This is a genomic window from Fervidobacterium islandicum (assembly GCF_000767275.3).
Classification (GTDB): domain Bacteria; phylum Thermotogota; class Thermotogae; order Thermotogales; family Fervidobacteriaceae; genus Fervidobacterium; species Fervidobacterium islandicum.
On sequence record NZ_CP014334.2, the window covers coordinates 31,747 to 56,772 of the forward strand.

Annotated in this window: 20 protein-coding genes; 12 read left to right on the forward strand and 8 right to left on the reverse strand. The window is 42.8% G+C overall.

Annotation, left to right across the window (positions count from 1 at the left end; all coding sequences use genetic code 11):
• Nucleotides 1–35: 35 nt before the first annotated feature.
• The 11 genes from fusA (at nucleotide 36) to fliY (ending at nucleotide 13,539) form a co-directional block, all read left to right on the forward strand.
• A complete protein-coding gene (fusA, locus tag NA23_RS00140) occupies nucleotides 36–2,093 on the forward strand; it encodes an elongation factor G (RefSeq protein WP_033191556.1) in 2,058 nt (685 codons plus the stop codon).
• A 108-nt stretch (nucleotides 2,094–2,201) separates the two neighbouring features.
• A complete protein-coding gene (locus tag NA23_RS00145; protein ID WP_033191555.1) occupies nucleotides 2,202–3,143 on the forward strand; it encodes a coiled-coil domain-containing protein in 942 nt (313 codons plus the stop codon).
• Nucleotides 3,140–5,989, forward strand: coding sequence for a flagellar hook-length control protein FliK (locus NA23_RS00150; RefSeq protein WP_033191554.1), 2,850 nt, complete (start codon nucleotides 3,140–3,142; stop codon nucleotides 5,987–5,989). Before NA23_RS00145 ends, NA23_RS00150 begins: the two co-directional genes overlap by 4 nt.
• Nucleotides 5,961–6,617 carry a flagellar hook assembly protein FlgD gene (locus tag NA23_RS00155; protein ID WP_033191553.1) on the forward strand — a complete coding sequence of 219 codons (657 nt, stop codon included), beginning with the start codon at nucleotides 5,961–5,963 and terminating at the stop codon, nucleotides 6,615–6,617. Before NA23_RS00150 ends, NA23_RS00155 begins: the two co-directional genes overlap by 29 nt.
• Nucleotides 6,618–6,629: 12 nt before the next feature.
• A complete protein-coding gene (locus NA23_RS00160; protein WP_033191552.1) occupies nucleotides 6,630–8,945 on the forward strand; it encodes a flagellar hook-basal body complex protein in 2,316 nt (771 codons plus the stop codon).
• A 47-nt stretch (nucleotides 8,946–8,992) separates the two neighbouring features.
• Entirely contained in the window at nucleotides 8,993–9,196 is a 204-nt protein-coding gene (locus NA23_RS00165) for a flagellar FlbD family protein (protein ID WP_033191551.1), read from the forward strand.
• Entirely contained in the window at nucleotides 9,196–9,984 is a 789-nt protein-coding gene (locus NA23_RS00170) for a motility protein A (RefSeq protein ID WP_033191550.1), read from the forward strand. Before NA23_RS00165 ends, NA23_RS00170 begins: the two co-directional genes overlap by 1 nt.
• Nucleotides 9,984–10,856 (forward strand): flagellar motor protein MotB, encoded by an 873-nt coding sequence (locus NA23_RS00175; RefSeq protein ID WP_033191549.1) that lies wholly within the window; start codon nucleotides 9,984–9,986, stop codon nucleotides 10,854–10,856. The genes NA23_RS00170 and NA23_RS00175 overlap by 1 nt, the downstream gene beginning before the upstream one ends.
• 23 nt (nucleotides 10,857–10,879) lie before the next feature.
• Nucleotides 10,880–11,401, forward strand: coding sequence for a flagellar basal body-associated FliL family protein (locus NA23_RS00180; protein WP_033191548.1), 522 nt, complete (start codon nucleotides 10,880–10,882; stop codon nucleotides 11,399–11,401).
• 36 nt (nucleotides 11,402–11,437) lie between these two features.
• Nucleotides 11,438–12,439 carry a flagellar motor switch protein FliM gene (gene fliM, locus NA23_RS00185; protein ID WP_033191547.1) on the forward strand — a complete coding sequence of 334 codons (1,002 nt, stop codon included), beginning with the start codon at nucleotides 11,438–11,440 and terminating at the stop codon, nucleotides 12,437–12,439.
• Entirely contained in the window at nucleotides 12,436–13,539 is a 1,104-nt protein-coding gene (fliY, locus tag NA23_RS00190) for a flagellar motor switch phosphatase FliY (protein WP_033191546.1), read from the forward strand. Before fliM ends, fliY begins: the two co-directional genes overlap by 4 nt.
• Nucleotides 13,540–13,579: 40 nt before the next feature.
• Here fliY and NA23_RS00195 read toward each other — a convergent pair whose 3' ends face one another.
• The 8 genes from NA23_RS00195 to mgtE all read right to left on the reverse strand — a co-directional run bounded on the left by NA23_RS00195 (nucleotide 13,580) and on the right by mgtE (nucleotide 22,163).
• A complete protein-coding gene (locus tag NA23_RS00195) occupies nucleotides 13,580–14,893 on the reverse strand; it encodes a GH1 family beta-glucosidase (RefSeq protein ID WP_084384105.1) in 1,314 nt (437 codons plus the stop codon).
• Nucleotides 14,893–15,462: a Gx transporter family protein gene (locus tag NA23_RS00200; protein WP_241685504.1), complete on the reverse strand. Its 570-nt coding sequence runs from the start codon at nucleotides 15,460–15,462 to the stop codon at nucleotides 14,893–14,895. The genes NA23_RS00195 and NA23_RS00200 overlap by 1 nt, the downstream gene beginning before the upstream one ends.
• A complete protein-coding gene (locus NA23_RS00205; RefSeq protein ID WP_033191544.1) occupies nucleotides 15,387–15,791 on the reverse strand; it encodes a NusG domain II-containing protein in 405 nt (134 codons plus the stop codon). Before NA23_RS00205 ends, NA23_RS00200 begins: the two co-directional genes overlap by 76 nt.
• A 3-nt stretch (nucleotides 15,792–15,794) precedes the next feature.
• On the reverse strand, nucleotides 15,795–16,910 hold the full coding sequence (gene hutI / locus NA23_RS00210; protein ID WP_236938396.1) for an imidazolonepropionase: 1,116 nt from the start codon (nucleotides 16,908–16,910) through the stop codon (nucleotides 15,795–15,797).
• Nucleotides 16,911–16,987: 77 nt separating this feature from the next.
• Complete coding sequence (gene rdgB, locus NA23_RS00215; RefSeq protein WP_033192549.1) at nucleotides 16,988–17,581, reverse strand: RdgB/HAM1 family non-canonical purine NTP pyrophosphatase; 594 nt, start codon at nucleotides 17,579–17,581, stop codon at nucleotides 16,988–16,990.
• Between the two features lie 26 nt (nucleotides 17,582–17,607).
• The gene (gene uvrA / locus NA23_RS00220; RefSeq protein ID WP_033191542.1) at nucleotides 17,608–20,418 is read right to left on the reverse strand and encodes an excinuclease ABC subunit UvrA; all 2,811 of its coding nucleotides are present in this window, start codon (nucleotides 20,416–20,418) and stop codon (nucleotides 17,608–17,610) included.
• 3 nt (nucleotides 20,419–20,421) lie between these two features.
• Complete coding sequence (locus NA23_RS00225; RefSeq protein WP_033191541.1) at nucleotides 20,422–20,772, reverse strand: hypothetical protein; 351 nt, start codon at nucleotides 20,770–20,772, stop codon at nucleotides 20,422–20,424.
• A gap of 41 nt (nucleotides 20,773–20,813) precedes the next feature.
• A complete protein-coding gene (gene mgtE, locus NA23_RS00230) occupies nucleotides 20,814–22,163 on the reverse strand; it encodes a magnesium transporter (protein ID WP_033191540.1) in 1,350 nt (449 codons plus the stop codon).
• A gap of 384 nt (nucleotides 22,164–22,547) precedes the next feature.
• Here mgtE and leuS point away from each other — a divergent pair, with 384 nt between their 5' ends.
• Nucleotides 22,548–25,004, forward strand: a complete 2,457-nt coding sequence (gene leuS / locus NA23_RS00235) for a leucine--tRNA ligase (protein WP_033191539.1) — start codon at nucleotides 22,548–22,550, stop codon at nucleotides 25,002–25,004.
• Nucleotides 25,005–25,026: the final 22 nt, after the last annotated feature.

A 25,026-nucleotide genomic window follows, 5' to 3' on the forward strand; every position in this document is an offset into this window, starting at 1 on the left:
AGTGACATTTTTTTATCATATACGGAGGTGGGGACATGGTTGCGAAGGATAAACGCACAGTGGCTCTTGTGGGTCACAACGGTTCTGGAAAATCCGCTTTGATGGTAGCTGCTCTTAACCTTGGTGGGATGAACGTTACAAAGAAAGAGGTTGATTTTGATCCAATAGAAGCACAAAGGGGTGCAAGTATAAACTCGCATGTTGGCACGTTTAAGTTCGAAGGTAAACAGATCACGCTTGTTGACACGCCAGGTTTCAGCGATTTTATTGGTGAAGTTATCAGTGCGATCTTCGTTTCCGAGAATGTTATCAGCGTTATAAATGCAACGGCAGGTGTGGAAATCCAGACGGAAAGAACATGGGCTCTTGCAACGGAAATGGAAAAACCCATAATGGTCTTCATCAACCAGATGGACAAGGAAAGAGCAAGCTTTGAGAATTCACTCGCATCACTCAAGGAACGGTTCGAAGCGAAGATTGTACCCATAGTCTACCCAGTTGGTGCAGAAGCGAACTTCAAAGGAGTTGTCGATCTTATCTCTGGAAAAGCATACCTCTATGAAAATGGCAAACCAAAGGAGACAGAAATTCCAGCAGAAGTAAAGGATAAAGTTGAAGAAATTAAGATGTCGATAATGGAAGATATCGTTTCACTCGATGATACTTTGATGGAAAAATACTTTGCAGAAGAACCAATTACCCCTGAAGAACTTTGGTCGGCTCTTAGAAAGGGATTCATCGAAAGACAAATCGTCCCAGTTTTGGCAGGTTCTGCAGAAAAGAACATAGGTGTTGACGTATTACTTAGAACACTGAACAACATCGGTGCTTCTCCACTTGAAGCTAAACCGTACAAGGCAAGACTCGAAAGTGGCGACGAAGTGGATGTTGTAGCTTCCGAGACAGATCCGTTCGTTGGTTACACGTTCAAAGCGGTTGTTGACCCGTTCGTTGGAAAATTGAGCTACATAAAGGTTGTCTCCGGTGTTCTTAAACCAGGTGATACATTTGTTAATGTAACAAGAGGTTCCCAAGAAAAGGTCGGACACCTGTACTTTGCAAAAGGTAAGGAAACCTACGAAGTTGAGGAGGCATCCTGTGGTGATGTTGTTGTCCTTCCAAAACTCAAAGAGAGTGCCGTTAGGGACACACTAACGCACAAAGATAGGAAACTTGCGATAATTCCTCCAGTTTACCCGGAACCGATGATCTCCAAGAGCGTCAACCCAAAATCAAAGTCAGACATCGACAAGATCAGCAACGGTCTGAGCAGATTGGCGGATTCCGATCCAACATTCGCTTGGGAATTCGATCCCGAAACTTCGGAAACCGTTATCTCAGGTATTGGTGGTATGCACCTTGATGTCATGGTTGAAAGACTCAAGAACATCTTTGGCGTAGATGTAGAGGTTGGAAAACCGAAGATTGCTTACAGGGAAACTGTAATGGCAAAGGCGATTTCTGAGCACAAACACAAGAAACAAACAGGTGGACACGGTCAGTATGGACACGTTAAGATAGAGATCGAGCCACTTGAAAGAGGCGCGGGCTTTGAATTTGTTGACAAGATCGTGGGTGGAGTCATTCCAAGAAACTTCATCCCGTCGGTTGAAAAAGGAATTCGTGAAGCAATGAAGAAAGGTGTGCTTGCGGCGTATCCGGTTGTCGATGTCAGAGTAACACTATTCGACGGTTCGTACCACGAAGTCGACTCATCGGATATCTCGTTCCAAATCGCAGCAATTCAAGCATTCAAAAAAGGTATGCAGCAGGCAAGGCCAGTTTTGCTTGAACCAGTAATGTACGTAGAAGTCTTCACACCAGATGAAAACGCTGGAGATGTGATGGGAGATATAAGCTCAAGAAGGGGAAGACCGATGGGAATGGAGCCTGCAGGAAAAGGTATGACTGTTGTCAAAGCAGAAGTCCCACTTGCCGAAATGCTTGACTTCCAGAGCAGACTCTCATCGATCACGAGTGGTAGAGGTTATTTCACGATGAGGTTTGCGAAATACGATATCGTTCCACCAAACATCCAAGAAAAGATAATAGCAGAACGCAAGAAGTACCTCGAACAGCAAGCGGAAGAATAACGATAATTTCTTTGGCAGTAATGAGGGTCGGCATCAGCCGACCCTTTTCTTTTTTCACACTTAGGAAAATCATATCGCACAGAAGAATATTGAATTGGAGGTGGACTAATGAAATCAAGAAAATGGCTTTTCATATTGTTGGGCATCCTTATTGGAGTGCTAATTGTTGCAGTGATTTTTTTCTATGGCTATTCTTCATATCTTATAAGTCAAATTTACGGAAAAGAGGCCTCTACGTTCCAAGCGTGGAGAAACTATTTTGGCCTTTTATTTTCCAAAGTTCCGATTGTGAAAAACTTCGTTCAGTACGAGCCAATAAACGTTTTCACCGCAAAAGAGTACTTTGAAAGCGCTTATGAGCAATACGCTTCACAACTCGATGCGAAATTAAAAGAACTGGAGGAAAAAGAAACACTCTTAGCCAAGAAAGAATCCGAAGTTAACAAACTCTTAGAAGCGCTGAAAACGGTGGAGAATAACTGGAAAGAGCAGAGATTAAAAGAACAACTGAACAAAGTTGAAGATACAACAACACTGAAGCGCTTGCAGGACCTTGTAGATACATTTCTCAACTCAGATCCACCACAGCTCAGAAGGCTAATGAATGCAGAAAACATGTCGGTTGAAACACTTGCACTGATACTTTCAAAGCTACCTGCAGATACAAGGGCGGAATTACTCCAAGAACTCACCGCAGTTAATCCAGTAAAGGCAGCTCAAGTCGTTGAGAAGATAGGCGGTGTGGATCAGATAATTAGTGATATAGAGAACAAAATCCAAGACCTTGAGGCGAAGATAAACGAGTTAGTTTCATACGAAGCGCAGATAATAACAGTGGATGGTTTTAGGAAAGGGCTTTCAGCATACTTATCAGAAATGCCGTACGAAGAAATCTGGAACATGGTTGAAAAGATAAGCAAAAAGCCAGACTTGGTGTTCTACATCCTTTCAAACGTCGATGACCAAACACGAATCAGGTTGTTGAAAGACATAAAAGACAAGAACGAAGAGCTCTTCATCGAAGTTTTGAACTTGGGGGCGAGATTTTGATTGATCTAATCAACCTTACAAAAATTCTCGGTAGTCCTGAGAAAGTTCAAAGCGTGCTTTCCGAAATAAGTAAAAGTTCTGGAAATGGAGAATCTTTTGAAAAGATTCTCCAAAAAGTCGTTGATGAACTATCTAAAACAGACACTAGCGAAAGTCCCCAGAACGAGAATAGCGCTGTAGCGAAAAAGATCGCACTTTCACAACAAATAGTGAAAAACGAGAATCAAGTAGGTTCATTGGGCGAAGAAAACAAAATGAACAAGAAAGAAATCTTGCAAACAACCGTCACTGGCCAAAGCGAAAGATTAATAAAGGAGACTACCGCTGGGGATAGCAAGACCCACGAGGTAAAGAGTGACAATGGTGAAGAACTGTTCTCTCAAGCTTCAAATGAGCTAAGTGAAGGCAAAGATATCAATAATGACAAACACATATCAGTAATAGGCAAACTCCAAGAACTATCGAAAAAGGATTCGAACATTATCTCGAATTCCTTACAAACATCCGCTTCTGAAAACGGAAAAAGCGAAACTGGCACGGCATATTTGAAAGAAGAAAAAATCATCGAAGCAACCAAAGAAGAAGATAGCGTTTCGCAGCTCAAAAAAAAGTTTTTGACCGAGTTCACATCCGAAGCTCCAAAAGATGATAAACATGGGATTGTGGTTGCGGATACTGGTGTTAAAGGTCAGAACATGTACACAAAATACGAAACAGCAGAGAAACTTTCTATTAAAGCAAATACTGTTCACACTGAACAGCAAGCACAAGTCAGCGCCAAAGAAGTGACTTTGAACATGGATGATGCTGGAAAGGAAAATTCAGGACCAGTTTCATCAAATAGTTCGAAGGATAATAAGCAAACAAAAGTTGTTATGAACGCTTCCGAAAATGTCCAGCCTAAATACGTAAATGAAAATAGAACCGTTAGCGATAACGCAGGTATTTTTAACTACGAAGCACCAACCAAAACCAAGCGCGATGATTTGCAGAATGTTCAAATATTCTCACAACAACTGAGCGAAACAAAGACAAGTAATTCCAAGACAGCGCAAAGCTTAGGAAACAAAATAGCCGAACCTCAGAGCAACCAAATTGCCAGAATTTTCAGTCAAAAAGCCGAGGTTGAAATTGTTCAGGACATCGGTCACGAAGCTTCTAAAACAAGATACGTAGTGGAACCAAACTCACAGATGGCTAAATCAAAGACAACCGATAAGAAGACCGATGTGATTCAGGAAAATCTGCAAAAGGAAGAACTTCAAAACAACGTATATAGACCTTCCGATAAAGGCATCCAAAATCTGGCTCAAAACGCTTTCGAAGCAAAGCGCATTGTTGAATCAAACTCTGCTATTGCCCAGTCGAAAGCGAGCGATACGAAAACAAATGTGATTAATGAAAAGAGGGAAAAACTGGAAGCATCAACTAAGGAGAACAAATCAATCGGTCGTGTTAGCAGTTTTATCAGTATTGAAAACATCGCTTATTTAGAAGAGAGAGCCCAGTTACTTCAATCTTCAGTCAATGAGTTTTCTAAATCTTTGCAAAGACAAAATTCGACCAATGGTGTTGTGTCTAATGTAAATGTCGAAAAAACGAACGTGCTTCATGAAATCAATGTTAGAAATGCAAGAACTTCGGAAAATGTGGCAGTAGTAAACGGTTTATCGACATCCCATACAAACGTACAGAATAAATCCAACATGGAAAAGATAGATAAAGTTATCTCGCAAGAGAAAATCCAGACTAGTCAGCGGGTTGTTCCTTTTGTTGCGAACAGTAACGCTAATGAGTCTAAGCAAAATGATGCAGAAAGGAAGAGCGATGGAAACATCTTACCGATACTTGGTTCAATAAGATTGATTGCTTCGGAAAAATTAAATCAGATTGTGAATTTCCAAAGTAAGGACGAAGATATTGGAAAAGATAATGCAATAGATTCTAAAGCTTCAAAAATCTCCAACCAACAGATATCACTAGCAGCTGAGTTAGTCAAAAGCGCAGCTATGGAAAATCCAAAGGTTGTGTCTAATCAACCAAATGTTCAAGTGAACGAAAGCATTAAAGATAAAAACAACGTACAATTAGCTGAAAAATCAAACATTCCAGACATAACACAACCTGAAATTTCAAGCGATGTTGTGAAACCGGCTCAGAACGACATTTTTCAAAATACGAACTCTCAGCAAGAAAAATACGATGCAAAGGCATTTAGGAATGAGGCTGGTGAGGTGTCGAAGAATAAATTAGAGATAAAGTCCTTTGAAGTTGAGTACAGAGTTAAAGATGAACCTAAGAAAGGAGAAATTCAAGAAAAACCTAACATCTCAAACAAGTTCTTAGAACGGCTTGCTGAAATGACGTACAAAGCATCGGAAACAAAATTCGAGCAAACATACCAAGCAAGTAGCAGATTTGAACTTGCAGAACGTTTACAATATGCTCGTAACCTTGAAGAGATTTATCAAAAGATAAGAGAATTTGGATTTTCAGGCAAATTGGAAGAGAACGTAAGGATGAAGTTGTATCCAGAACAACTCGGGAACATCGACGTTGAGTTGAAAAAAGAGGGCAGGTCCATTACTATCGTTTTTGTGGCGGAGAATGAAAAAAGTAAGGAGCTTTTGGAAAAAAACATCGGTGTTTTGCGAGAAAGATTGACAACTCTGGATTTTGATGTGAAGAACTTGGAAGTGCGCATGAAAGAAGAGAACAACTACTATGAAGAAAGTAGACATCAGCACAATCAACAACAAAGAGAACATAATCAAGAAGGAAATAGAAAAAGAGCGTTTAATGAAGAGGTGATGGAAGATGATGATGAACGTGAACGCGACGTCTAATCTCTTCTCCCAGGTGAGTGAAAGAACAACGAAGAAAGATATGGATAAAGAAGCGTTCCTGAGACTATTGATCACGCAGCTCAAAAATCAAGATCCACTTGAGCCAATGAAAGACAGGGACTTCATTGCGCAGATGTCTCAGCTTTCATCCCTCGAGCAGATAATGAACATGAGCAAGTCTGTGCAGCAATTTGTTGAGACGGCAGCTCAACTTTACCGAACACAAGCAGTTTCCATGATAGGAAAGACCGCGGTGGTTAAGACCAACACGATACAGGTCTCGAACGGGGTTCCAGAGACGAAAGTTTTCAAGCTTGACGAACCAGCGAACATTATCATCAGGATATTTGATGGAAATGGAAAACTCGTGAAAGAGCAAAAGCTTGGCAACGTTGATGCTGGAATGCAGCTATTTGCCTGGGATGGAAAAGATGAGAACGGTACAAAAGTGAGGGATGGGAAATACACATTCAAGGTACTTAAAGTAACAGGAAACGGAGACTACGAAGAGATACCAAGTGTGGAAAGCGGTGTTGTTTCCGGTGTTCAATTTGACGGAAGCAAAATCAACATAGTTGTTAATAGCAAGGTATACGAGATTTCAGAAATATCAGAAATCTATGCGTAGGGGTGAGGATATATGATGAGGTCTCTTTACAGTGGTGTATCTGGACTTCAAGGATTCCAACAAGAGATTGATGTGGTAAGCAACAACATTGCAAACGTCAACACGATAGGTTTTAAGGGTGCGAGGGTCACCTACGCGACGAACTTTTCACAGATTCTCGATATGTCCAGAAGGGCAACGGATAGAACTGGTGGAACGAACCCAAAGCAAATCGGGTACGGTATACGTGTTGCATCGATCGACAAGATAATGAACCAAGGAAGTTTCCAAAACACCGGTAAGAAAACAGATTTGGCTATACAAGGTGAGGGATTCTTCGTCCTTTCGAATGGGCAAAGGTACTTCTACACGAGGGCTGGTAATTTTGATTTAGACCTGAATGGAACGGTGGTTCAGCCAACTACAGGTTTGAAATTACAAGGATGGGTTGCCGAAGTTGATCCCACAAGTGGTAGAAGATTTGTCGACACAAACAAACCAATTGGTAACATCCAGATATCGGCTGGTCTCAGCATGGCGGCAAAACAAACCTCAAGGATGGTCTTGGCGGGAAATCTTGATGCAAGAGTTGGGCCAGAGAAATTCGTTATCGCAATTAACGGTTACGGTGGTAGGGCTATTAACACGAAGGTTACATTTGAAAGAGACTTCGGAGGACTCCAAGACACTTTCAGTGATTACCAGATCTACCTCGGTAAGATAGATGCCAATCTGGACGATAAAATCGATGGCAGAATTTACATAAAGTTTGACAAGTTCGGAAACGTCGTTAGTGCAGGAGCTGTTAAGCAGAAGCTCTCAGGAACAGCTTCTTCTGGTGCTCTAACTCTTACAGAACCTATCCAGCAGCAGGATGGGAATTACCTTTTCATTATAAGGGATAATCAGGGAAGGATAGTTGATACAGTATCCAGAAACGTCCTAAATGGAAGTGTTACTGAGGCTATCGTAAGTGAGAAACTCATAGATGGTCAGAACTATTTTGTGGAAATTGCCGCTTCAACACAAGAAGTAGCTCCCCTTGATTTAGAGCTTGACAGCTCTAATGTAGGAGTAACAACGTCCGGTCAACTCACAAGGAACTACACAGTACAGTACGTGGTTGAAAATCTTGATGGAACACCGGTTAGCGGTATTGCTGCACAAGATATAAACAGTGCTGGAACGCAGAGCTTAACCAACGCAAATCTCGTTGCTGGTCGGCAGTACAGAGTGCGCGTTGTTGTCAACGGAAAGACACTTGGTTCGGAAGTTGTCACCGCTGTTGACGATGGTGGTAACGGAAGAATTAATTTTGAGTACACACAAGGTAAATACGGTGTTGTTAGAGTAATCAGGGACGCTGTTACAGGTAACGCAATTGGAACTTACAACGTGCTTTTGCTTAACGGCGACAACACAATTTACGATGCGAACTTAGCAAGTGGAAATTCTTACCAGGATGTCGTTTACCAACCATCAAAAGTTGATCAACTCACAATTCCTGGAGCTGGTGAGCCACGGTTCTACGAAGCAGATAACCCAACGAACTTCTCTGTGGTCTCATTCAAATCGCCATTCTACACGACATCGACACAGGTTTACGATTCTCTTGGAAATCCGTACACGCTTTACATTGACTTTGTAAAACTTGCAGCAGTTTACGGAAACAACGAAAACGCGTGGGCATTCAGGATTAGAAGTGCAACAGGTGAGAACATAAAATACCTTTCCAATTACGATACCGGAACAGAGATCACAGGTGGTAGTTTTGGTGTATTGAGGTTCGATAAAACAGGAAGACTACTTGGTGTCAATTCGTTTGATCCAAACACGGGGCAAATTGCTGAGGGAGAAAATATAGATGCTATCATGTTCAACGCAGGGGAAAACGGTGACGGAATAGTGAAAATCAAACTAGATTTGAACAGCATGACGCAATTCGCTGCGCTTGCGGATGCGTTTGTCAAAATGCAGGATGGTAATGCCCAAGGTGTTCTAGAATCGTTCTCGATTTCTGAAAATGGAGACATCATCGGTTCATTTACTAACGGTTTAGTTGATGTTCTTGGAAAAGTTGCACTTGCCACATTCAACAATCCAGCGGGCTTGCTTGAACTCGGTAACTCACTTTATGGAGAGAGTGCAAACAGTGGAACAGCTCGCATAGGTCAACCCGGTAAGGGTGGATTTGGATCACTTGTTGCAGGTGCTTTGGAAATGTCGAACGTTGACCTCTCAGAGGAGTTCACCAAACTGATAATCGCTCAAAGAGGTTTCCAAGCGAACGCAAGAACAATTACAACGGCAGACCAGATACTCCAAGAAGTGGTGAACCTCAGAAGATAATCCTATAGTGCAATCTGAGTAATCTGAAACCTATAGAGGTGAAAAATTTGATAAAGCTGACGGCACTTAATGGTAAAGAGTTCTATTTAAACGCTGAATACATCGAAAAAATCGAAGCCAATCCGGACACAACGATCACTTTGTACAATGGGAAAAAGTACATCGTGCTCGAACCAGTGCAAGAAGTGGTCAAGCGCATTATGGAATACAAAAAGCAGATATTCTTACCACCGATGGTAGGTGAGGAGTAATGGATATAACGGTTTTAATTGGTGTTATTCTCGGTTTTGGTATGATGGTATTCGGTATACTAAGCGGTAGTGGTGACTTCGCAACGTTCATCAATATCCCTTCCGTCATCATCACGGTGGGTGGAGCGATTTCTTCTGCTATAACAGCAAACAAAAAGGTTGTGGTCTTTGGTATCGCTAAAGTCATAACGAACGCGATCAAAGAGCCAAAAATCGATTATATTGGCACCTTAAGAACACTTGTGTCTTTCTCAGAAAAAGCAAGAAGGGAAGGTCTGCTTTCTCTTGAGGCGAACTTGGAAGAAATTCAAGATCCGTTCTTTAGAAAGGCCGTTCAGCTGGTTGTTGATGGAACAGAGCCAGAAGTTCTGCGCTCGATGATGGAAATAGAAATTGATATGACAACTTCTGAGATGTTAGACCAAAAGGCGTTTTTCGATTCCCTTGGAACGTTTGGACCAGCTTTTGGTATGATCGGAACACTTGTTGGATTGATCCAAATGTTGAATACATTGAATAACCCGGAAACACTGGGTCCATCGATGGCCGTTGCCTTGATAACCACGCTTTATGGTTCGATATTGGCTAACATCGTCGGTATTCCCGTAGCAGAAAAGATAGCGAAACGTGCAGCTGATATCGAAATTGCCAGAAGAATGATACTTGAAGGCGTGCTATCTATTCAGTCTGGAGAAAACCCGAGGGTACTTGAAGAAAAGCTCAAATCGTACTTACCGACAGCGGAGAAAGCAAAATACGAAGCCCAAGTTCAGGGGGCTGGCGCTTAATGGCTAAAAAAGAAAAGTGTGTCTGTAAAGCGGTTCCTGAGTGGCTTAACACGTACGGTGATATGGTCACATTATTACTAACGTTCTTCGTGTTGTTGTTTTCAATGTCGAGCATAAGCCCTGGAAAATTCCAACAGGTCGTTGTTGGTCTAACTCTTGCACTCAGCGGTAACCCGCCGAGTGTTCTTACAGGCGGCCAAACAATGAGTGAAGAGGCGTTGATTTCAACTAAACCGGGCGTGTATCAGGAACTACTGAGAGTATCGGAGGAGTACAAAGGGAAGGTAACCATAGAAGAACGGGACGAAGGAACACTCATTACACTAACGAACTTTAAAATCTTTGAGACAGGAAGTGCAAGGCTAACAGCAGAAGCAAAGGAAATAATTGAAAAACTTGGGGCTATGATTTTGGAACACACGTCGAACATCATAGAAGTTAGAGGGTACGCGGATGATAGGCCAACAACTCCAGACTCGATATATCCATCGAACTGGCATCTAAGTTGCGCACGTGCCGCTTCCGTGGTCAATTTCATGCTTACAGAATTAAAGCAAAAGCGATACGCTTTGAGGTATTCTGAGATAAGGTCCGGTTTATTTGACATCGATTATTTTTATTCACCTGACAGATTTGTCCCGATAGGTAAAGGTGATGTAGACGTAAACAAAGAGTTGAAATCGATAAAGGCCAATTACGATTACGATATTTCCAAACTGCAAAGTGATTACGAAAGTGGTAAAATATCATATGAGGAATACCAAAAGAAACGAGTAGAGCTTACCAAAAACTACAATATCGATGTAGAAAAGACACGTGCTAAATACAGAAAGATAGAGATAGTGATCAAAAGAGAGACAAAAGGTTATTGATTCTGATTTAAGGAGGGCAAAGTATGCCTGAAGAAGTTGAACAACGGCAAGAACAACCTAAAAGTAAAGGCGGATTGGCAAATTTAATAAAAATGGTCATAGTACCGCTGGTAGTTTCATTAGTTGTGACTTTGGTGGTCCTCTTTGTTCTTGGTTCGAACAGACAACCAAGTCAAGCACAGGAAGAAAAAACAACCACTGCACCTGTCCAGATAAAAGCTGTTGTCATTTCTCCTGGAAAATATCAAACTTTCATGCTTAAAGGTGGAAGGGATGTTGCGGTCATTGACTCCTTGACGCTACTTGTCGGGAGTGACCCGTGCAGGGCAGCTGTTGCTGAAAAAAACGACGAGATAATGGACGCACTTGCAACGATATTCTTGAGTAAAGAAAGATTTGACCTTGTCACCCCAGCAGGATTAGACTTGTTAAAGAAGCAGATCAGAGAAGCGGTTAATCAGATCACGGGATTTACGGGTGAAAAAGAAAAACTGGGCGTGTTGAATGTTTATATATACATAAAAGCGATAAGCACAGTGCAATAAAGATTTGAGAGCACCTTTGATGGGAGGTCGTTGGGTTTGCCAGATGTACTGAGCCAAGAGGAAATAGACCGATTACTGGCTGCGCTTTCGCAAGGAGAAGTTAACATAGAAGAAGTGAAAAAAGAGGGCGAAGAGAAAAAGATTCGCACGTACGATTTTTTACGACCTCAAAAATTTTCAAAAGAGCAAATCAGAACAGTACAGATGATCCATGAAAACTTCGCCCGAAGCACTTCCACCTATCTTTCAGGTAAGTTGAGGTCGTTCACATCGGTAAACGTCGTTGGTATAGACCAGTTGACTTACGACGAATACATGAAGTCAATCGGTAATCCATCTTTCATAACGATCTTTACAGCCAGGGAATTAGTAGGTAGTGCTATATTCAACATGAGTTTGGAAATATTCTATGGCATTCTTGATGTACTTCTGGGAGGTCCTGGAGAACCAGGCGATGTTAAGAGGATACCAACCGAGATCGAAATGGGAGTAATAAAAAAAGAAGTTGCAAACTTGCTCACGGCACTTTCGCAAGCCTGGATGTCCGTGCATCCGTTCATTCCAGTTATCGAGTCCACGGAAACCAACCCCCAGTTTGTACAAATCGTCCCCAGTAGTGAAATGGTCATGGCGATAACGTTCTTCGTAAGTTTCGGAAAAGTCGAGGGCTACATGAGTATTTGCTGGCCATCTTCTGTGATAGAGCCAATAGGCGAAAAACTCACAACGCAAAGTTGGTTCAAAGTGAAACAGAAAGAAGCAACGGAGGAACACATCGAAAAACTCAGAGAAAATCTACAAAGAACTAAGATAGATGTTATTGCAATCATTGGAGAGACGGTATTAACCTTGGGTGAAATCTTAACACTTGAGATTGGGGATGTAATAAGGCTCAAAGAACACTACGATGAACCAATAAAAGTAGAAGTCAATGGTCGGACTAAGTTCTTGGGAAAGCCGGGTCAATACAAAGGAAACTACGCAGTGAAAATCACCGATGTGGTTGAAGAGCCTAAAGAGGAAGGTGAAGAAGAATGATCGCCGATGATTTCTTAAGCCAAGAGGAATTAGACGCGTTGCTCAAACAAGTCGTACAAGGTGAAGGCCTCTCAGATATCGAGAAATCAATGGTTGGAGAAGTTGGAAATATAATCCTTGGAGCGGGTGCCACTGCGCTATCTAACATTCTGGGGAGAAAGGTCGAGATCTCAACACCTGAAGTTGAGGTTATGACTCTCAAAGAACTGAGAAATAGTGTATCCGGCGAAAAGGTATGTGTAACGATACATTTTGAAGGAGAGATCGAAGGACTCAACGCTATGGTTCTCGAAAAGCAGCTGGCATCGGAGATTGCGAACATAATGATGGGTGGACTTGGTAAACCTGAAAGTTATGAACTTGATGAATTCAAATTGAGCGCTGTTGCTGAAGCCATGAACCAGATGATGGGCTCAGCAGCCACCTCTCTTTCTGAAATGATAAAAAAACCGGTCAGTATCACTCCACCGACAGCTGAGATCTTGAACTTCGACGATCCGAGCGTAAAATTCCCACCTATCGGCAATGATGAAGACAGAGTAGCAAAGGCAACATTTACAATGACAATAGAAGAGTTGCAACCTGCGAAGTTTTTCTTAGCGATGCCTATTCCATTTGTTAAGAAACTGTACGAATTGATATTTGGTTCTCAAGAAGTTGAGCAAAAGCAGACAGCTACAGCAACTTCACAAAGTTCTCAAGTCTCTGCATCAAAATCAACAGCTACATATGTTCCGCCGGCTCCGAGAAGAGAAGAAAAACAAGCGGTTGCGGCAAGACCTGTCCAATTTGAAGACTTTGGAAAGGCTCAGCAACCTTCGGAAAGGCCACAGGTGCTCGATGAAAGACTGCAGTTACTCTTCGACGTACCGCTGAATGTCACAGTTGAACTCGGTCGAACGAAACTTACGTTGAAGGAAGTCATGGAGCTTGGAATAGGTTCACTCATAGAACTTGACAAACTCACTGGTGAGCCTGTTGATATCTACGTAAACAACAAACTAATTGCCCGCGGAGAAGTTGTAGTCATCGACGAAAACTTTGGCGTACGTATAACGGAGATTGTAAATCCAAAAGAAAGATTATACACATTGAAATAGAAAAAACTCAAAAAAGAAAGCCCCTGTCGGGGCTTTCTTTTTATGATTTTAGAAATTCTTTTAACCACAATGCGGAATCCTTCAATATCCTCTTTTGAGTGTTATAGTCGACATAAATTATACCGAACCGCTTTGAATAACCATAAGCCCATTCGAAGTTATCCATCAAAGACCAGATGAAGTAACCTTTCAAATCCACGCCTGCATTGATAGCCTCCAAAGCCTTTTCAAAGTGTTTCTCCAAATACTCTATCCTGTATGTATCTTGAACTCTACCATTCTCCAGCTTGTCAGGGCCTGCCATACCGTTCTCGGTTATGTAAAGCGGCAATCTGTACCTTTCTTTCAGATAAACTAGCATGTCGAATAATCCTTGTGGATAAATCTCCCAGCCCATCTCCGTTTTTGGGAGGTCTCCTTGCACGTACGAAAATCCAAGCGGGTTGTTTGGATCAAAAATGACAAGCGTTCGCGTGTAGTAATTCACACCGAAGAAGTCTATCGGTGTGGCTATGATATTCATATCGCTATCTAGGATCTGCAACCCCTTTTCTAAATAGATTGCAACAGCTTCCTCGGGGTATTTACCGAAAACAACCGGATCATGGTACCAAGCGTTGACAAACTTATCAACAAGACTTGCAACAAGGAAACTTTCCGGTTTTGAATCACCGGGCTCTATTTTCATCACCACGTTAGTCAAACCTACTTTTCCATCCTTCACTTCTTCCCTAAACGCTTGGACTGCATGACCATGGGCTCTCAAAAGATTGTGTGCTGCGATTAGTGCCTCTTGAAGATCCTTATGTCCAGGTGCATGCTCTCCGGTGAAGTAGCCCAAGAAAGACGAACACCACGGTTCATTGAGCGTAATCCAGTGTTTTACGCGGTCACCAAGTTCATTGAACATGAACGTTGCATAAGCTCTGAAATAGAGTGCTATATCTGGATTTAACCAACCACCTTTTTCGTACAATGCGTAAGGCAAATCCCAGTGGTAGAGTGTGATAAACGGTACAATATCGTTTTCCAAAAGCTCATCGACGAGTCTGTTGTAAAAATCAACACCTTTTTGATTGATGTTCTTCCCATCCGGCATCACTCGAGGCCATGAGATCGAAAACCTATAGGCATCCAAACCTATTTCCTTCATTAGCTTAATATCTTCTTTGTACCTATGGTAGTGATCACATGCAACGTCTCCATTGTCACCATTTAACGTTTTACCGGGCGTATGAGAAAAGACATCCCAGATTGATGGACCTCTACCATCCTCGTTTGCAGCTCCTTCAATTTGATAAGCCGCCGTTGCCGTACCAAAAATAAAATCTTTTGGAAAATCAGACCGTCTGATCATTTTTCCACCCCCTCTTTTGGCATTTTCATATCCAACATAATCTTATGCGTCTTCACAGCCAGGTAAGCGTTTGCAAGTGCACCCAGTGTACCAAGCGTCATTACCAAGGGCAGAAAGACAAAAATAGCATTTGAGCCGATGAGGAAACTTCCTACAACAAACTGCACCAAGTTGTTCGTTACCATACCCAGAATACTTATCCCGAAAACACCAAATAGTTTAACTCTCGAAAACAGGCTTTGAACAACTGCAGAGGCGATACTACCGAAAAAACCCATGAAAAAACCCGGTGTGAATATCGTACCTGAAAGAATCGAACCAAGTAAAGATTTAGAAACAGCAAGGAGCAGTGCATCGGAAAGACCAGAAAAAACTGACAGATAAAGCACAAGAAAGTTTGAAAATCCCCATTTACCACCTGGCACAGGAAATGGTACTAACCCTTCAACCACGTAAACCACACTACTCAGGGCTATCATCGTTCCAAAAACTACCACGTTTCTGTGTCTACCGCGTTCTTGTGCTTTTCTTTTTTGAACTCTATTATCATCCTGTTTGGCACGCAAATTATACTCCCTCCTGGTCCCACTTTGCCTGTCTTTTCGCAGATCTTATCAGGACAATTCGACTCGGTAACCCAGACCTTCTGTCCGTCGAAATGCAAAGTCGTGACGTACTTGCCATCTTTGTTTTTAATGATCCAATCACCTGGTTCATTTACTCTTAGAACCTCTTCACCTTGGATCCTTACAGAAATTGCGCCACTCTGTAACTGGTAACTCGCTGCCTTTTTGTGGCTGAACACGTAATCAAACAGATACCAACCAACTCCCACAGCAACGACTACTATAACCAAGACGACGTCAACAACTCTCAACAATTTCCTTTCTGCCATTAACTACACGACCATCCTTCCGTTTATCAAAACGTGCTCTACAAAGTTCTCTTGCCACATATAGGGAATATTCAAAAACTCGTTAGTTTTCCAAAGCACCAAATCCGCTGGATAGCCTGGCCTTACAAGTCCGGAATCAAAACCAAGAAGGTGTGCGGAATTGACCGTGTAAGCGGTCAGTACCTCCTCTGGTTCCATCTTCAAAAACCTTATCGCAAGGTGCATGACAAAACTCGGCATGAAAATAGGGGCAGAACCGGGGTTGAAATCGGAGCCTAAGGCTACAGGTATTCCAGAGTCTATTATTTCTCTTGCCGGTGCGAACGATTCACCCAGATAAAAGCTTGTGTTGGGCATCAAAGTAACCATCGTATTGCTATTTGACAGCTCCTGGATATCTTCCTTCGTAACTTTTAAGACGTGATCAACACTAACTGCTTCCAAGCGCGCTCCAAACCTTGCTGCGCCCACATTTTCTATCTCATCAGCGTGCAAACGTATCTTGAAACCAAGTGATTTTGAAAATTTCAAAAAATCCTCTATCTCCTCAGGTAGATACGCTCCTTTGTCGCAGAACACATCGACAAAATCGGCAAGCCTTTCTTTCGAAATCTCAGCGAGTAGTTCCTCCATTTCGGAGATGTATTCACCAACGGATTTCTCTTTTGGCTTTGCGTGTAAGCCAAGGAACGTGGAAGCGATTTTATTGGGAAGCGTTTCCTTAAGTTGTTTTATGACTCTTAATTGCTTTAACTCATTTTCCTTATCCAGCCCATATCCGCTTTTACACTCTATTCCAACCACACCGTGTTTTGTAAACTCTGCGATGTAGGAAGCGGAAACGCTGTAAAGCTCGTCTTCAGACGCCAATCTTACAAGATGTGAAGTATAGTGTATACCACCACCGGCTTGGAGGATTTCAAGATACGTCTTTCCTCGAGCGCGCATGTAAAATTCCTTTGCACGAGAGCCGACGAAAGGAATATGTGTATGCGCATCGAACAGCCCTGGAGTGACGAGCTTGGCCTTCACATCTGCATTCTTGTGCGGACGTAAATCAACAATTCTACCGTCCCTAATGACGATATCTCTTTCCAAATATTCCTCGATCTTTCTCATCCCTTCCCCTCTTACAGGGGCTTGAACGCTGGGGGTTAAAATCCTTTCCGCATTGATGATAAACTCCTTTTCGTAATTCATGAGCCTATCTCTCCAACTTTTACAAGTGCATCGAAAAGCTTTCTAAAAGCGACGCTTCTGTGACTGATAACTTTCTTCACTTCCTCACCGAGTTCACCGAACGTTTTATCGTAACCTTTTGGTATGAATATCGGGTCATATCCAAAACCTTTGTCCCCACGTATTTCCCTACTGATCGTGCCTTCGACGTAACCTTCTACAGAAATCAAGAAGTTCTTAATAGGATTGAAATACGTAGCGGCACAGACGAACCTCGCACTACGTTCTTCGTAATTCCTCATCAATTGAAGGATACTTTCCATCTTCTCAACATAACTGGCATCTTCAAGGTACCTGGCACTCATAACACCTGGAAATCCACCCAGCACGTCAATAGAAAGACCAGAATCATCAGCGATGACAGGCTGCCCTATTTCTTTACCGTACTCGATAGCTTTGATAATGGAGTTTTCAATGAACGTTTCACCGGTCTCTTCAACATCTACTTCCCAATCTACCGTTTCGAGCATCACAAACTCTGGAATAACGAGTTTAATTTCTTCGATCTTGTGATTATTCTTTGAAGCAACGTAGATTCTCAATTTTTCGATATTTTTCTTATCACTATTCAAAGTACTCACGATGCTTCCCCCTCACTGCAACATATCAAAGATGGAATTTTGTCTAGCTTATCTGAATTTGACAGAACCATTTTTAGGTACTTCCCGGTCCATGACCTTTCAACTTTCGCGACTTCTTCAGGAGTACCAGTTGCAACGACGTATCCTCCATCATCTCCGCCTTCAGGTCCAAGGTCAATTACGTAGTCGGCTGACTTAATGACATCGAGGTTGTGTTCGATAACGATAACCGTGTTACCTTTATCAACAAGCCTGTTGAGCACCTCTATGAGCCTTTTTACGTCATCGAAATGTAGCCCTACCGTTGGTTCGTCGAGTATGTATAGCGTTCTACCCGTTGCCTTCTTTCTAAGCTCGGAAGCCAACTTCACCCGCTGTGCCTCGCCACCGGAGAGCGTTGTGGCCGGCTGTCCGAGTTTGATGTATCCAAGTCCCACATCGGAAAGCACTTGCAGTGTCTCCCGAATCGTTGGGATATTTTGGAAAAACTCAAGTGCCTCATCAACGGTCATATCCAAAACATCTGCGATGTTCTTACCTTTGTACGTCACTTCCAGTGTCTCTGAATTGTACCTCTTACCCTTGCAGACCTCACATTCGACGTAGACTTCTGGTAGGAACATCATCTCGATTTTGACAACGCCTTGTCCACCGCAAGCTTCACACCGTCCACCTTTGACATTGAAACTGAACCGTCCTTTATCGTATCCGCGCGCCTTCGCTTCCGGGGTCATTGCGAACAATTCCCTTATAGCGTCGAAGACCTTCGTATAAGTTGCGGGGTTACTGCGTGGCGTTCTACCTATCGGTGACTGGTCGATAGCGATGATCTTATCGATATGCTCGAGCCCTTCTATCCTGTCGTGTTCTCCGACTTCGTACCGTGTTTTGTGCAACTTATTGGCGATGGCTGGATAGAGTGTATCAATTATCAATGAACTCTTACCGGAACCGCTCACACCTGTAACGCATATGAATGTTCCAAGTGGAAAATCAACGGTTATATTCTTCAGATTGTTGTGCCTCGCTCCGACTATTCTAATATAATTCCCGTTCCCTTTTCTTCTCACTTTGGGAACTTCTATCTTCAATTTGCCCGAAAGGTACTTTCCAGTTATAGATTCCTCGCAACTGATAAGTCCGTCGAGTGTTCCAGAATAAACTATATGCCCTCCGTTAACACCTGCTCGAGGACCTACATCGACGATGTAGTCTGCACTCCTAATGACCTCTTCATCGTGCTCAACAACGAGCACAGTATTTCCTAAATCTCGCAATTCTTTGAGCATCGATATGAGCCTATTGTTATCCCTTTGGTGAAGTCCTATGGTCGGTTCGTCAAGCACGTATATTACGCCAGTCAATCTCGAACCTATCTGGGTTGCGAGCCTTATTCTTTGCGCTTCCCCGCCTGACAGCGTCCGCACATTTCTTGAAAGACTCAGATAACCCAGCCCGACCTGTTCCAAGAAATCCAGTCGTTTCTCGATTTCGTGTAGCAGTTCCCTCACAGCTTCCATCTGCTTTTCCGAAAGCTCTTTAGGTAAACTTCTTATAATTTCCAATTCCCTTGAGATTGGAAGGTCTGTAAAATCTATGATACTCAATCCCTTGATCGTAACGCTCAACGCTTCTTGCCTGAGTCTTTTACCTTTACACGTCTGACAAGTGCGCTCCACGAAGAAATTCTGAACGATCCACTCTCTCATCTCTTCAGAAGTGTATTCTTCGTAGCGTTCTTTCACAAGTGCGATAAGCCCTTCGAAGTATTCCGTTCCGTAGAGTAGAGCTTCTTTAGCTTCCTCTGGTTGCTCCTCAAAAGATTTGTACGGGTCCCCACCGTACTCGCGCACTATCCTCTCAATTCTCCTAGGGAGCCATCCATCTGCCTTGTGCCCTATCCTCAACCCTTGGACGACGGGGACGCCTTCCTCAAAAAGAGTGCGCTCGTCGACTTCGAGTTTGAAACCAAGGCCGTGACAATCAGGGCACGCACCGTACGGTGCGTTGAACGAGAAGAACTTAGGATTTATTTCGGGCATCGAAAAACCACAGGAAAGACAGGAGAGCTTTTCAGAATAAAGGTGTTCATCGTCGTCTGACCTCACCAAAACGAAACCGTTACCCTCTTTTAGAGCGAGTTCCACAGATTGAAAGAGCCTGTGCGAGTCGGTATCGGAAAGGTCCAACCTATCGATAACCAAGTTTATTGTATGCCTAACGTTCTTATTTAACTCAGGAACCTCTTCCAATCTGTATATCTTCCCGTCAACTTCTACCCTCGTGTAACCTCTGTTAAGAAAAGTATTGAACTCGTCCTTGTATGTTCCCTTCTTCTCACGGGCTATAGGTGCAAGTATCATAATCCGCTTGTTTGAAAAGTGCTTTTGCACGTGAGTCACGATTTCATCTACTGACATCCTTTGAAGTTCTCTACCACAGTGAGGACAATGCGGTACGCCTATCTGTGCGTACAGAACGCGCAGATAATCGTATATCTCCGTCACTGTTCCTACCGTAGACCTCGGGTTGTGGGACACACTCTTTTGGTCTATTGCGATAGTCGGAGAAAGCCCCTCGATACTGTCTACATCTGGCTTTTTCAACTCACCGATGAACTGCCTTGCATATGTCGAAAGGCTTTCCAGATAACGCCTTTGCCCTTCGATAAAAATCGTATCCATTGCAAGGGAGCTCTTTCCAGAACCAGATAGTCCGGTAATGACTACGAGTTTGTTCTTGGGCATTTCTACATCGATGTTCTTTAAATTATGCACACGCGCACCTTTGACGATAATCCTGTCCATTGGCTAACTTCTAAACCTCCTTGAAAGTGCCGACCACAGCATGACCATGAAAACAAGGCCGAAAACCAACGTTTCAACACTCAGCGCAACTATTTTTCTCTGGATGTCATCGATACTTAGATAGTGATACGCAGCCGCTTGGAACGGGAAGAACCAAGTAATTGCCATAACTACAAAAACAATCGTAACGAAAATAGCCATGGTCCTGATAGAACTCCAAGCATCGTCCAGTTCTTCTTGAAGCCTTTGAAACCTTGCGTTGATATTCTCCAAATCTTCTTCATATCTTTTCAAATGCTCTTCTAATTTTTCGAGAGATTCTAAAAGCTTTCTTTCAAGTTCTTCCTTTTCCACACGTACCCCTCCTCGATGGAGACAAGCGGAAAGAGCCTATATTACCTTTTTATACCGAGCATGTGTGTGACAACCTCGAAGTATATCCAGATACCTGTTAGGTCTGTGATGGTTGTGATAAGTGGACCAGACATGACCGCCGGGTCTATCTTCATCAACTTACCCAAGAACGGTAGCATCGCACCTACGACATTTGCGAAGATAATTATTATGAAAAGCGAGAACGCTGCGGAAACATTTACCATGATATTATTCGAAATCATGAAACCTCTAATGAAAAGTACAGCACCAAGAACCCCACCAAGTATACTTCCAACGAGCAATTCTTTCAAAAATACCTTCCACCAATCCTTAAGCTCTATATCTCCCAGTGCCATACTCCTGATAATGAGCGTGCTACTTTGTCCCCCAGCATTTCCACCGGCATCAACCATTGTTGTCATAAATGCGGCTATAATTGGTATCATCGCGAGCACCTCTTCGTAACCATGGACGATAAAAGCGTTAACACTCTCCAATAATAGCAAACCAACAAGCCAAGGCAACCTATTTTTGATGAAGACCAAAGGAGAAGTGTGGAAGTACGAAGTCGTCGTAACGTTCATACCTGCCATCTTGTGGATATCCTCTGTGGCTTCCTCATCGATAACATCAACTATGTCATCGATGGTTATAATTCCAACAAGTCTCATATCGTTGTCCACGACAGGTATAGCATTCAAATCGTATTTTTTCATCAACTCAGCAACCTCTTCTTGGTCAGTTGTCGTCTTAACGTAAATCGGGTCAGGAGTATATACCTCTTCAATCAGTGTATCTGGCTCTGCGAAGAGTAAGTCTTCCAGTTTCACAGTACCGATGAGCGTTCTGTCCTCTTCAACTACGAAGATCGTGTAGATTGTCTCAGCGTCTTTTCCAAACTTGCGCACCTTTTCGAGTGCCTGCTGAACGGTCATGGATTTCGTGACGTAGATGAAATAAGGCGACATCAATCGCCCAGCTGAATTCTCGGGGTAGTTCAACACTTCTATTGTTTGTTCCCTTTCGCTTTTTGGGAGGAACGAGAGCAGTTTGGTGACAACATCGGCAGGCAATTCATCGAGGAGTTCAGCCCTATCCGCGGGGTCCATGTTTTTGAAAATCGATTTTATCTCATCATCAGTCAGCATCTTTACAAGTTCGAATTGTTCATCGGGCTCAAGTTTGGAAAAGACTTCCGCAGCGAGTTCTTTGTTCAAAAGGCGGAATACAACAGCTTTCTCGGATGTCTCAAGTTCTTCTATCATCTCGTAGATAACATTTGCGTCTTGATCTTCGAGCAACATCTTAAGTGTTCGAAAATCACCGCGCTCGATAAGTTTGCGGATATCAACCTGGATCTTTACCTTCATCTACGTCCCCTCCTTTGTAAGAAAGTTATGGTGGCTTGTTACTGGAATAACTCGGATATTCCACAATTGATCACCTTCCTTTCATCTTGGTTTTATAAGGCTGAGGTGAGACGTGTTGCGATTTTCAAAGGGTTGTACCGATTTGCAAATTTTGTGTATTAATTATACCAGAAATTTGTGTATTAATTATACCAGAAAAAGGTCGTTCCGTGCAGATATGTATATGAATTTTCTGTGAAGAAAATTAGAATTCTTGGGAATTTCCTTTCAGAAATAAGATGAGTGAAAAAATCGCATTTTATGGTATAATGTATGAGAATTGGAAAAATATCGAGAAATACCAAAACTGAAAATCACAAAAAACTGAGCTTTGGAGGGAAAGCTATGAAGGAGTATCGTCCGCAGGAGATAGAACCGAAATGGCAGAAAGTATGGGAAGAAAAGAAGGTTTTCGAAACACCTCAGTATTCTCAAAAGCCAAAGTATTACGCACTTGTTATGTTCCCATATCCTTCCGGAACGTTGCACGTGGGTCACGTCAAGAACTACACGATAGGTGATATCGTTGCAAGATACAAGAGAATGCAAGGTTACAACGTCTTGCATCCGTTTGGTTACGACGCGTTCGGATTACCTGCCGAGAACGCGGCAATTGCTCACAAAATACATCCGAAAAAATGGACGATGGATAACATAAACACGATCCGCGGGCAGATAAAAAAGATGGGTATTAGCTACGACTGGAACAGAGAGGTAATCACTTGCAATGAGGACTACTATAAGTGGACTCAGTGGATATTCTTGAAACTGTACGAGGCGGGTTTAGCATACAAAAAGCCTGGCGCTGTTAACTGGTGTCCGAGCTGTCAAACAGTTTTGGCAAACGAGCAAGTGAAGGATGGTAAGTGTGAAAGGTGTGGAACCACGGTTACAATAAAACACCTCGAGCAGTGGTACTTCAAAATAACTGAGTATGCGGAAAAACTCCTCGAAGGTCTTGACAAGCTCCCGGGCTGGCCTGAACACGTAAAAACGATGCAAAGGAACTGGATAGGTAAGAGTACAGGTGCAGAGGTAGACTTCCCTGTTGAAGGTTTGGATAAGAAAATTAGGATCTTCACAACAAGGCCAGACACCATATACGGTGTCACTTTTATGGCGATCGCACCTGAGTCGCCTCTTGTGCTTGAACTTGTAACGGACGAAAAAAGAAAAGAAGTGGAAGAGTTCTTGGCAAAAGTTGCACTTGAGGACAGGTTCAAACGTACTAGCTTAGAAGCAAAGAAAGAGGGTGTCTTCCTCGGTAGATATGCGATTAATCCTCTAACAGGCGAGCGTATACCAATCTACGTTGCCAACTACATACTGTACGAATACGGAACTGGTGCGATAATGGCTGTTCCTGCACACGACAAGCGCGATTTCGACTTTGCAAAAGCGTACGGACTTCCAATCAAGCAAGTTATAAAGCCAAAAGATGGTGAGTGGAACATAGAAGAAGCACCTTACGAAGAAGAAGGTATAATGGTTAACAGTGGTCCGTTTGATGGATTAGAGAGCAAGGCAGGTATTGAGGCTGTTACCAAATACATGGAAGAAAAAGGACTTGGGAAAAAGAGCGTTCAATACAAACTTAGAGACTGGCTCATTTCAAGGCAGCGGTACTGGGGAGCTCCAATTCCAATAATTTACTGCGATAAATGCGGTATTGTTCCTGTGCCGGAGAAAGATTTACCGGTGAAACTACCGGAAAATGTGGAGTTCTTACCAACAGGTCAATCACCACTCACGCTGAGTGAGGAGTTCAAGCACACAACGTGTCCAAAATGCGGAGGTCCTGCGCATCGTGAAGTGGAAACGATGGACACGTTCGTTGATAGTTCGTGGTATTTCTTAAGGTACGTCAATCCCAAACTGGAAGACAGGCCTTTTGACACAAACGACGTAAATTATTGGCTACCGGTGGACCAATACATAGGTGGAGTAGAACATGCTGTTTTACATTTGCTCTACTCAAGATTCATCACCAAAGTGCTGCACGACCTTGGTTATGTTGGTTTTGACGAACCATTCCAGAACTTATTCACTCAAGGTATGATCTACAAAGATGGTTGGAAGATGAGTAAGTCCAAAGGGAACGTTGTCTCGCCTGACGATATGATCGAAAAATACGGGGCCGATACTTTGAGAATGTACATACTCTTCATGGCACCACCAGAAAAAGATGCTGAATGGAGCGATGCGGGTATTGAGGGCGTGCACAGATTTGTCAAACGATTGTGGAATAACTACTACAAAATGCTTGATATTATAAACGCGTCCGATGTTGAAGAGGCAGAATTTGGCAGAGAAGAAAAGGCGCTGAGGCGAAAACTACACGCGATGATTAAGAAGATAAAAGAAGACATAGAAGGCGGGTTCAAATTCAACACCGCTATAGCAGGTTTGATGGAATTCAACAACCAACTTTCCGATTACCTTGAAAGCGTTGAGAATCCAAGTAAGAAGTTGTTAAGAGAGATAGCAGAGAAGATATCGTTGATCATCTCGCCATTCGCACCGCATATGGCTGAAGAGATGTGGCACGACCTTGGGAAAGAGACGCTCATCGTCGAAGAACGCTGGCCGGACTACGACGAAGAGGCACTAAAAGAAGATGAAATAACGATAGTAGTCCAAGTCAACGGTAAAGTCAGGGGCAAGGTCACCGTCCCAGCCGGCTTCACAGAAGAGCAGATAAAAGAAAGAGCTGTTGAAAGTGTGAAGAAACTAATAGAAGGTAAGCAGTTGGTCAACACGTTCTATGTGCCCGGGAAGTTGGTAAACATAGTTGTTAAATAAAATCTCAATACCATAAAATATC

What these genes read in the sequence shown, in the direction of transcription:
- fusA (WP_033191556.1), top strand. Translation starts at nt 36, where the DNA reads ATGGTTGCGAAGGATAAACGCACAGTGGCTCTTGTGGGTCACAACGGT.
- NA23_RS00145 (WP_033191555.1), top strand. Translation starts at nt 2,202, where the DNA reads ATGAAATCAAGAAAATGGCTTTTCATATTGTTGGGCATCCTTATTGGA.
- NA23_RS00155 (WP_033191553.1), top strand. Translation starts at nt 5,961, where the DNA reads ATGATGATGAACGTGAACGCGACGTCTAATCTCTTCTCCCAGGTGAGT.
- NA23_RS00160 (WP_033191552.1), top strand. Translation starts at nt 6,630, where the DNA reads ATGATGAGGTCTCTTTACAGTGGTGTATCTGGACTTCAAGGATTCCAA.
- NA23_RS00170 (WP_033191550.1), top strand. Translation starts at nt 9,196, where the DNA reads ATGGATATAACGGTTTTAATTGGTGTTATTCTCGGTTTTGGTATGATG.
- NA23_RS00175 (WP_033191549.1), top strand. Translation starts at nt 9,984, where the DNA reads ATGGCTAAAAAAGAAAAGTGTGTCTGTAAAGCGGTTCCTGAGTGGCTT.
- NA23_RS00180 (WP_033191548.1), top strand. Translation starts at nt 10,880, where the DNA reads ATGCCTGAAGAAGTTGAACAACGGCAAGAACAACCTAAAAGTAAAGGC.
- fliY (WP_033191546.1), top strand. Translation starts at nt 12,436, where the DNA reads ATGATCGCCGATGATTTCTTAAGCCAAGAGGAATTAGACGCGTTGCTC.
- NA23_RS00205 (WP_033191544.1), bottom strand. Translation starts at nt 15,791, where the DNA reads ATGGCAGAAAGGAAATTGTTGAGAGTTGTTGACGTCGTCTTGGTTATA.
- hutI (WP_236938396.1), bottom strand. Translation starts at nt 16,910, where the DNA reads ATGAGAAAGATCGAGGAATATTTGGAAAGAGATATCGTCATTAGGGAC.
- uvrA (WP_033191542.1), bottom strand. Translation starts at nt 20,418, where the DNA reads ATGGACAGGATTATCGTCAAAGGTGCGCGTGTGCATAATTTAAAGAAC.
- mgtE (WP_033191540.1), bottom strand. Translation starts at nt 22,163, where the DNA reads ATGAAGGTAAAGATCCAGGTTGATATCCGCAAACTTATCGAGCGCGGT.
- leuS (WP_033191539.1), top strand. Translation starts at nt 22,548, where the DNA reads ATGAAGGAGTATCGTCCGCAGGAGATAGAACCGAAATGGCAGAAAGTA.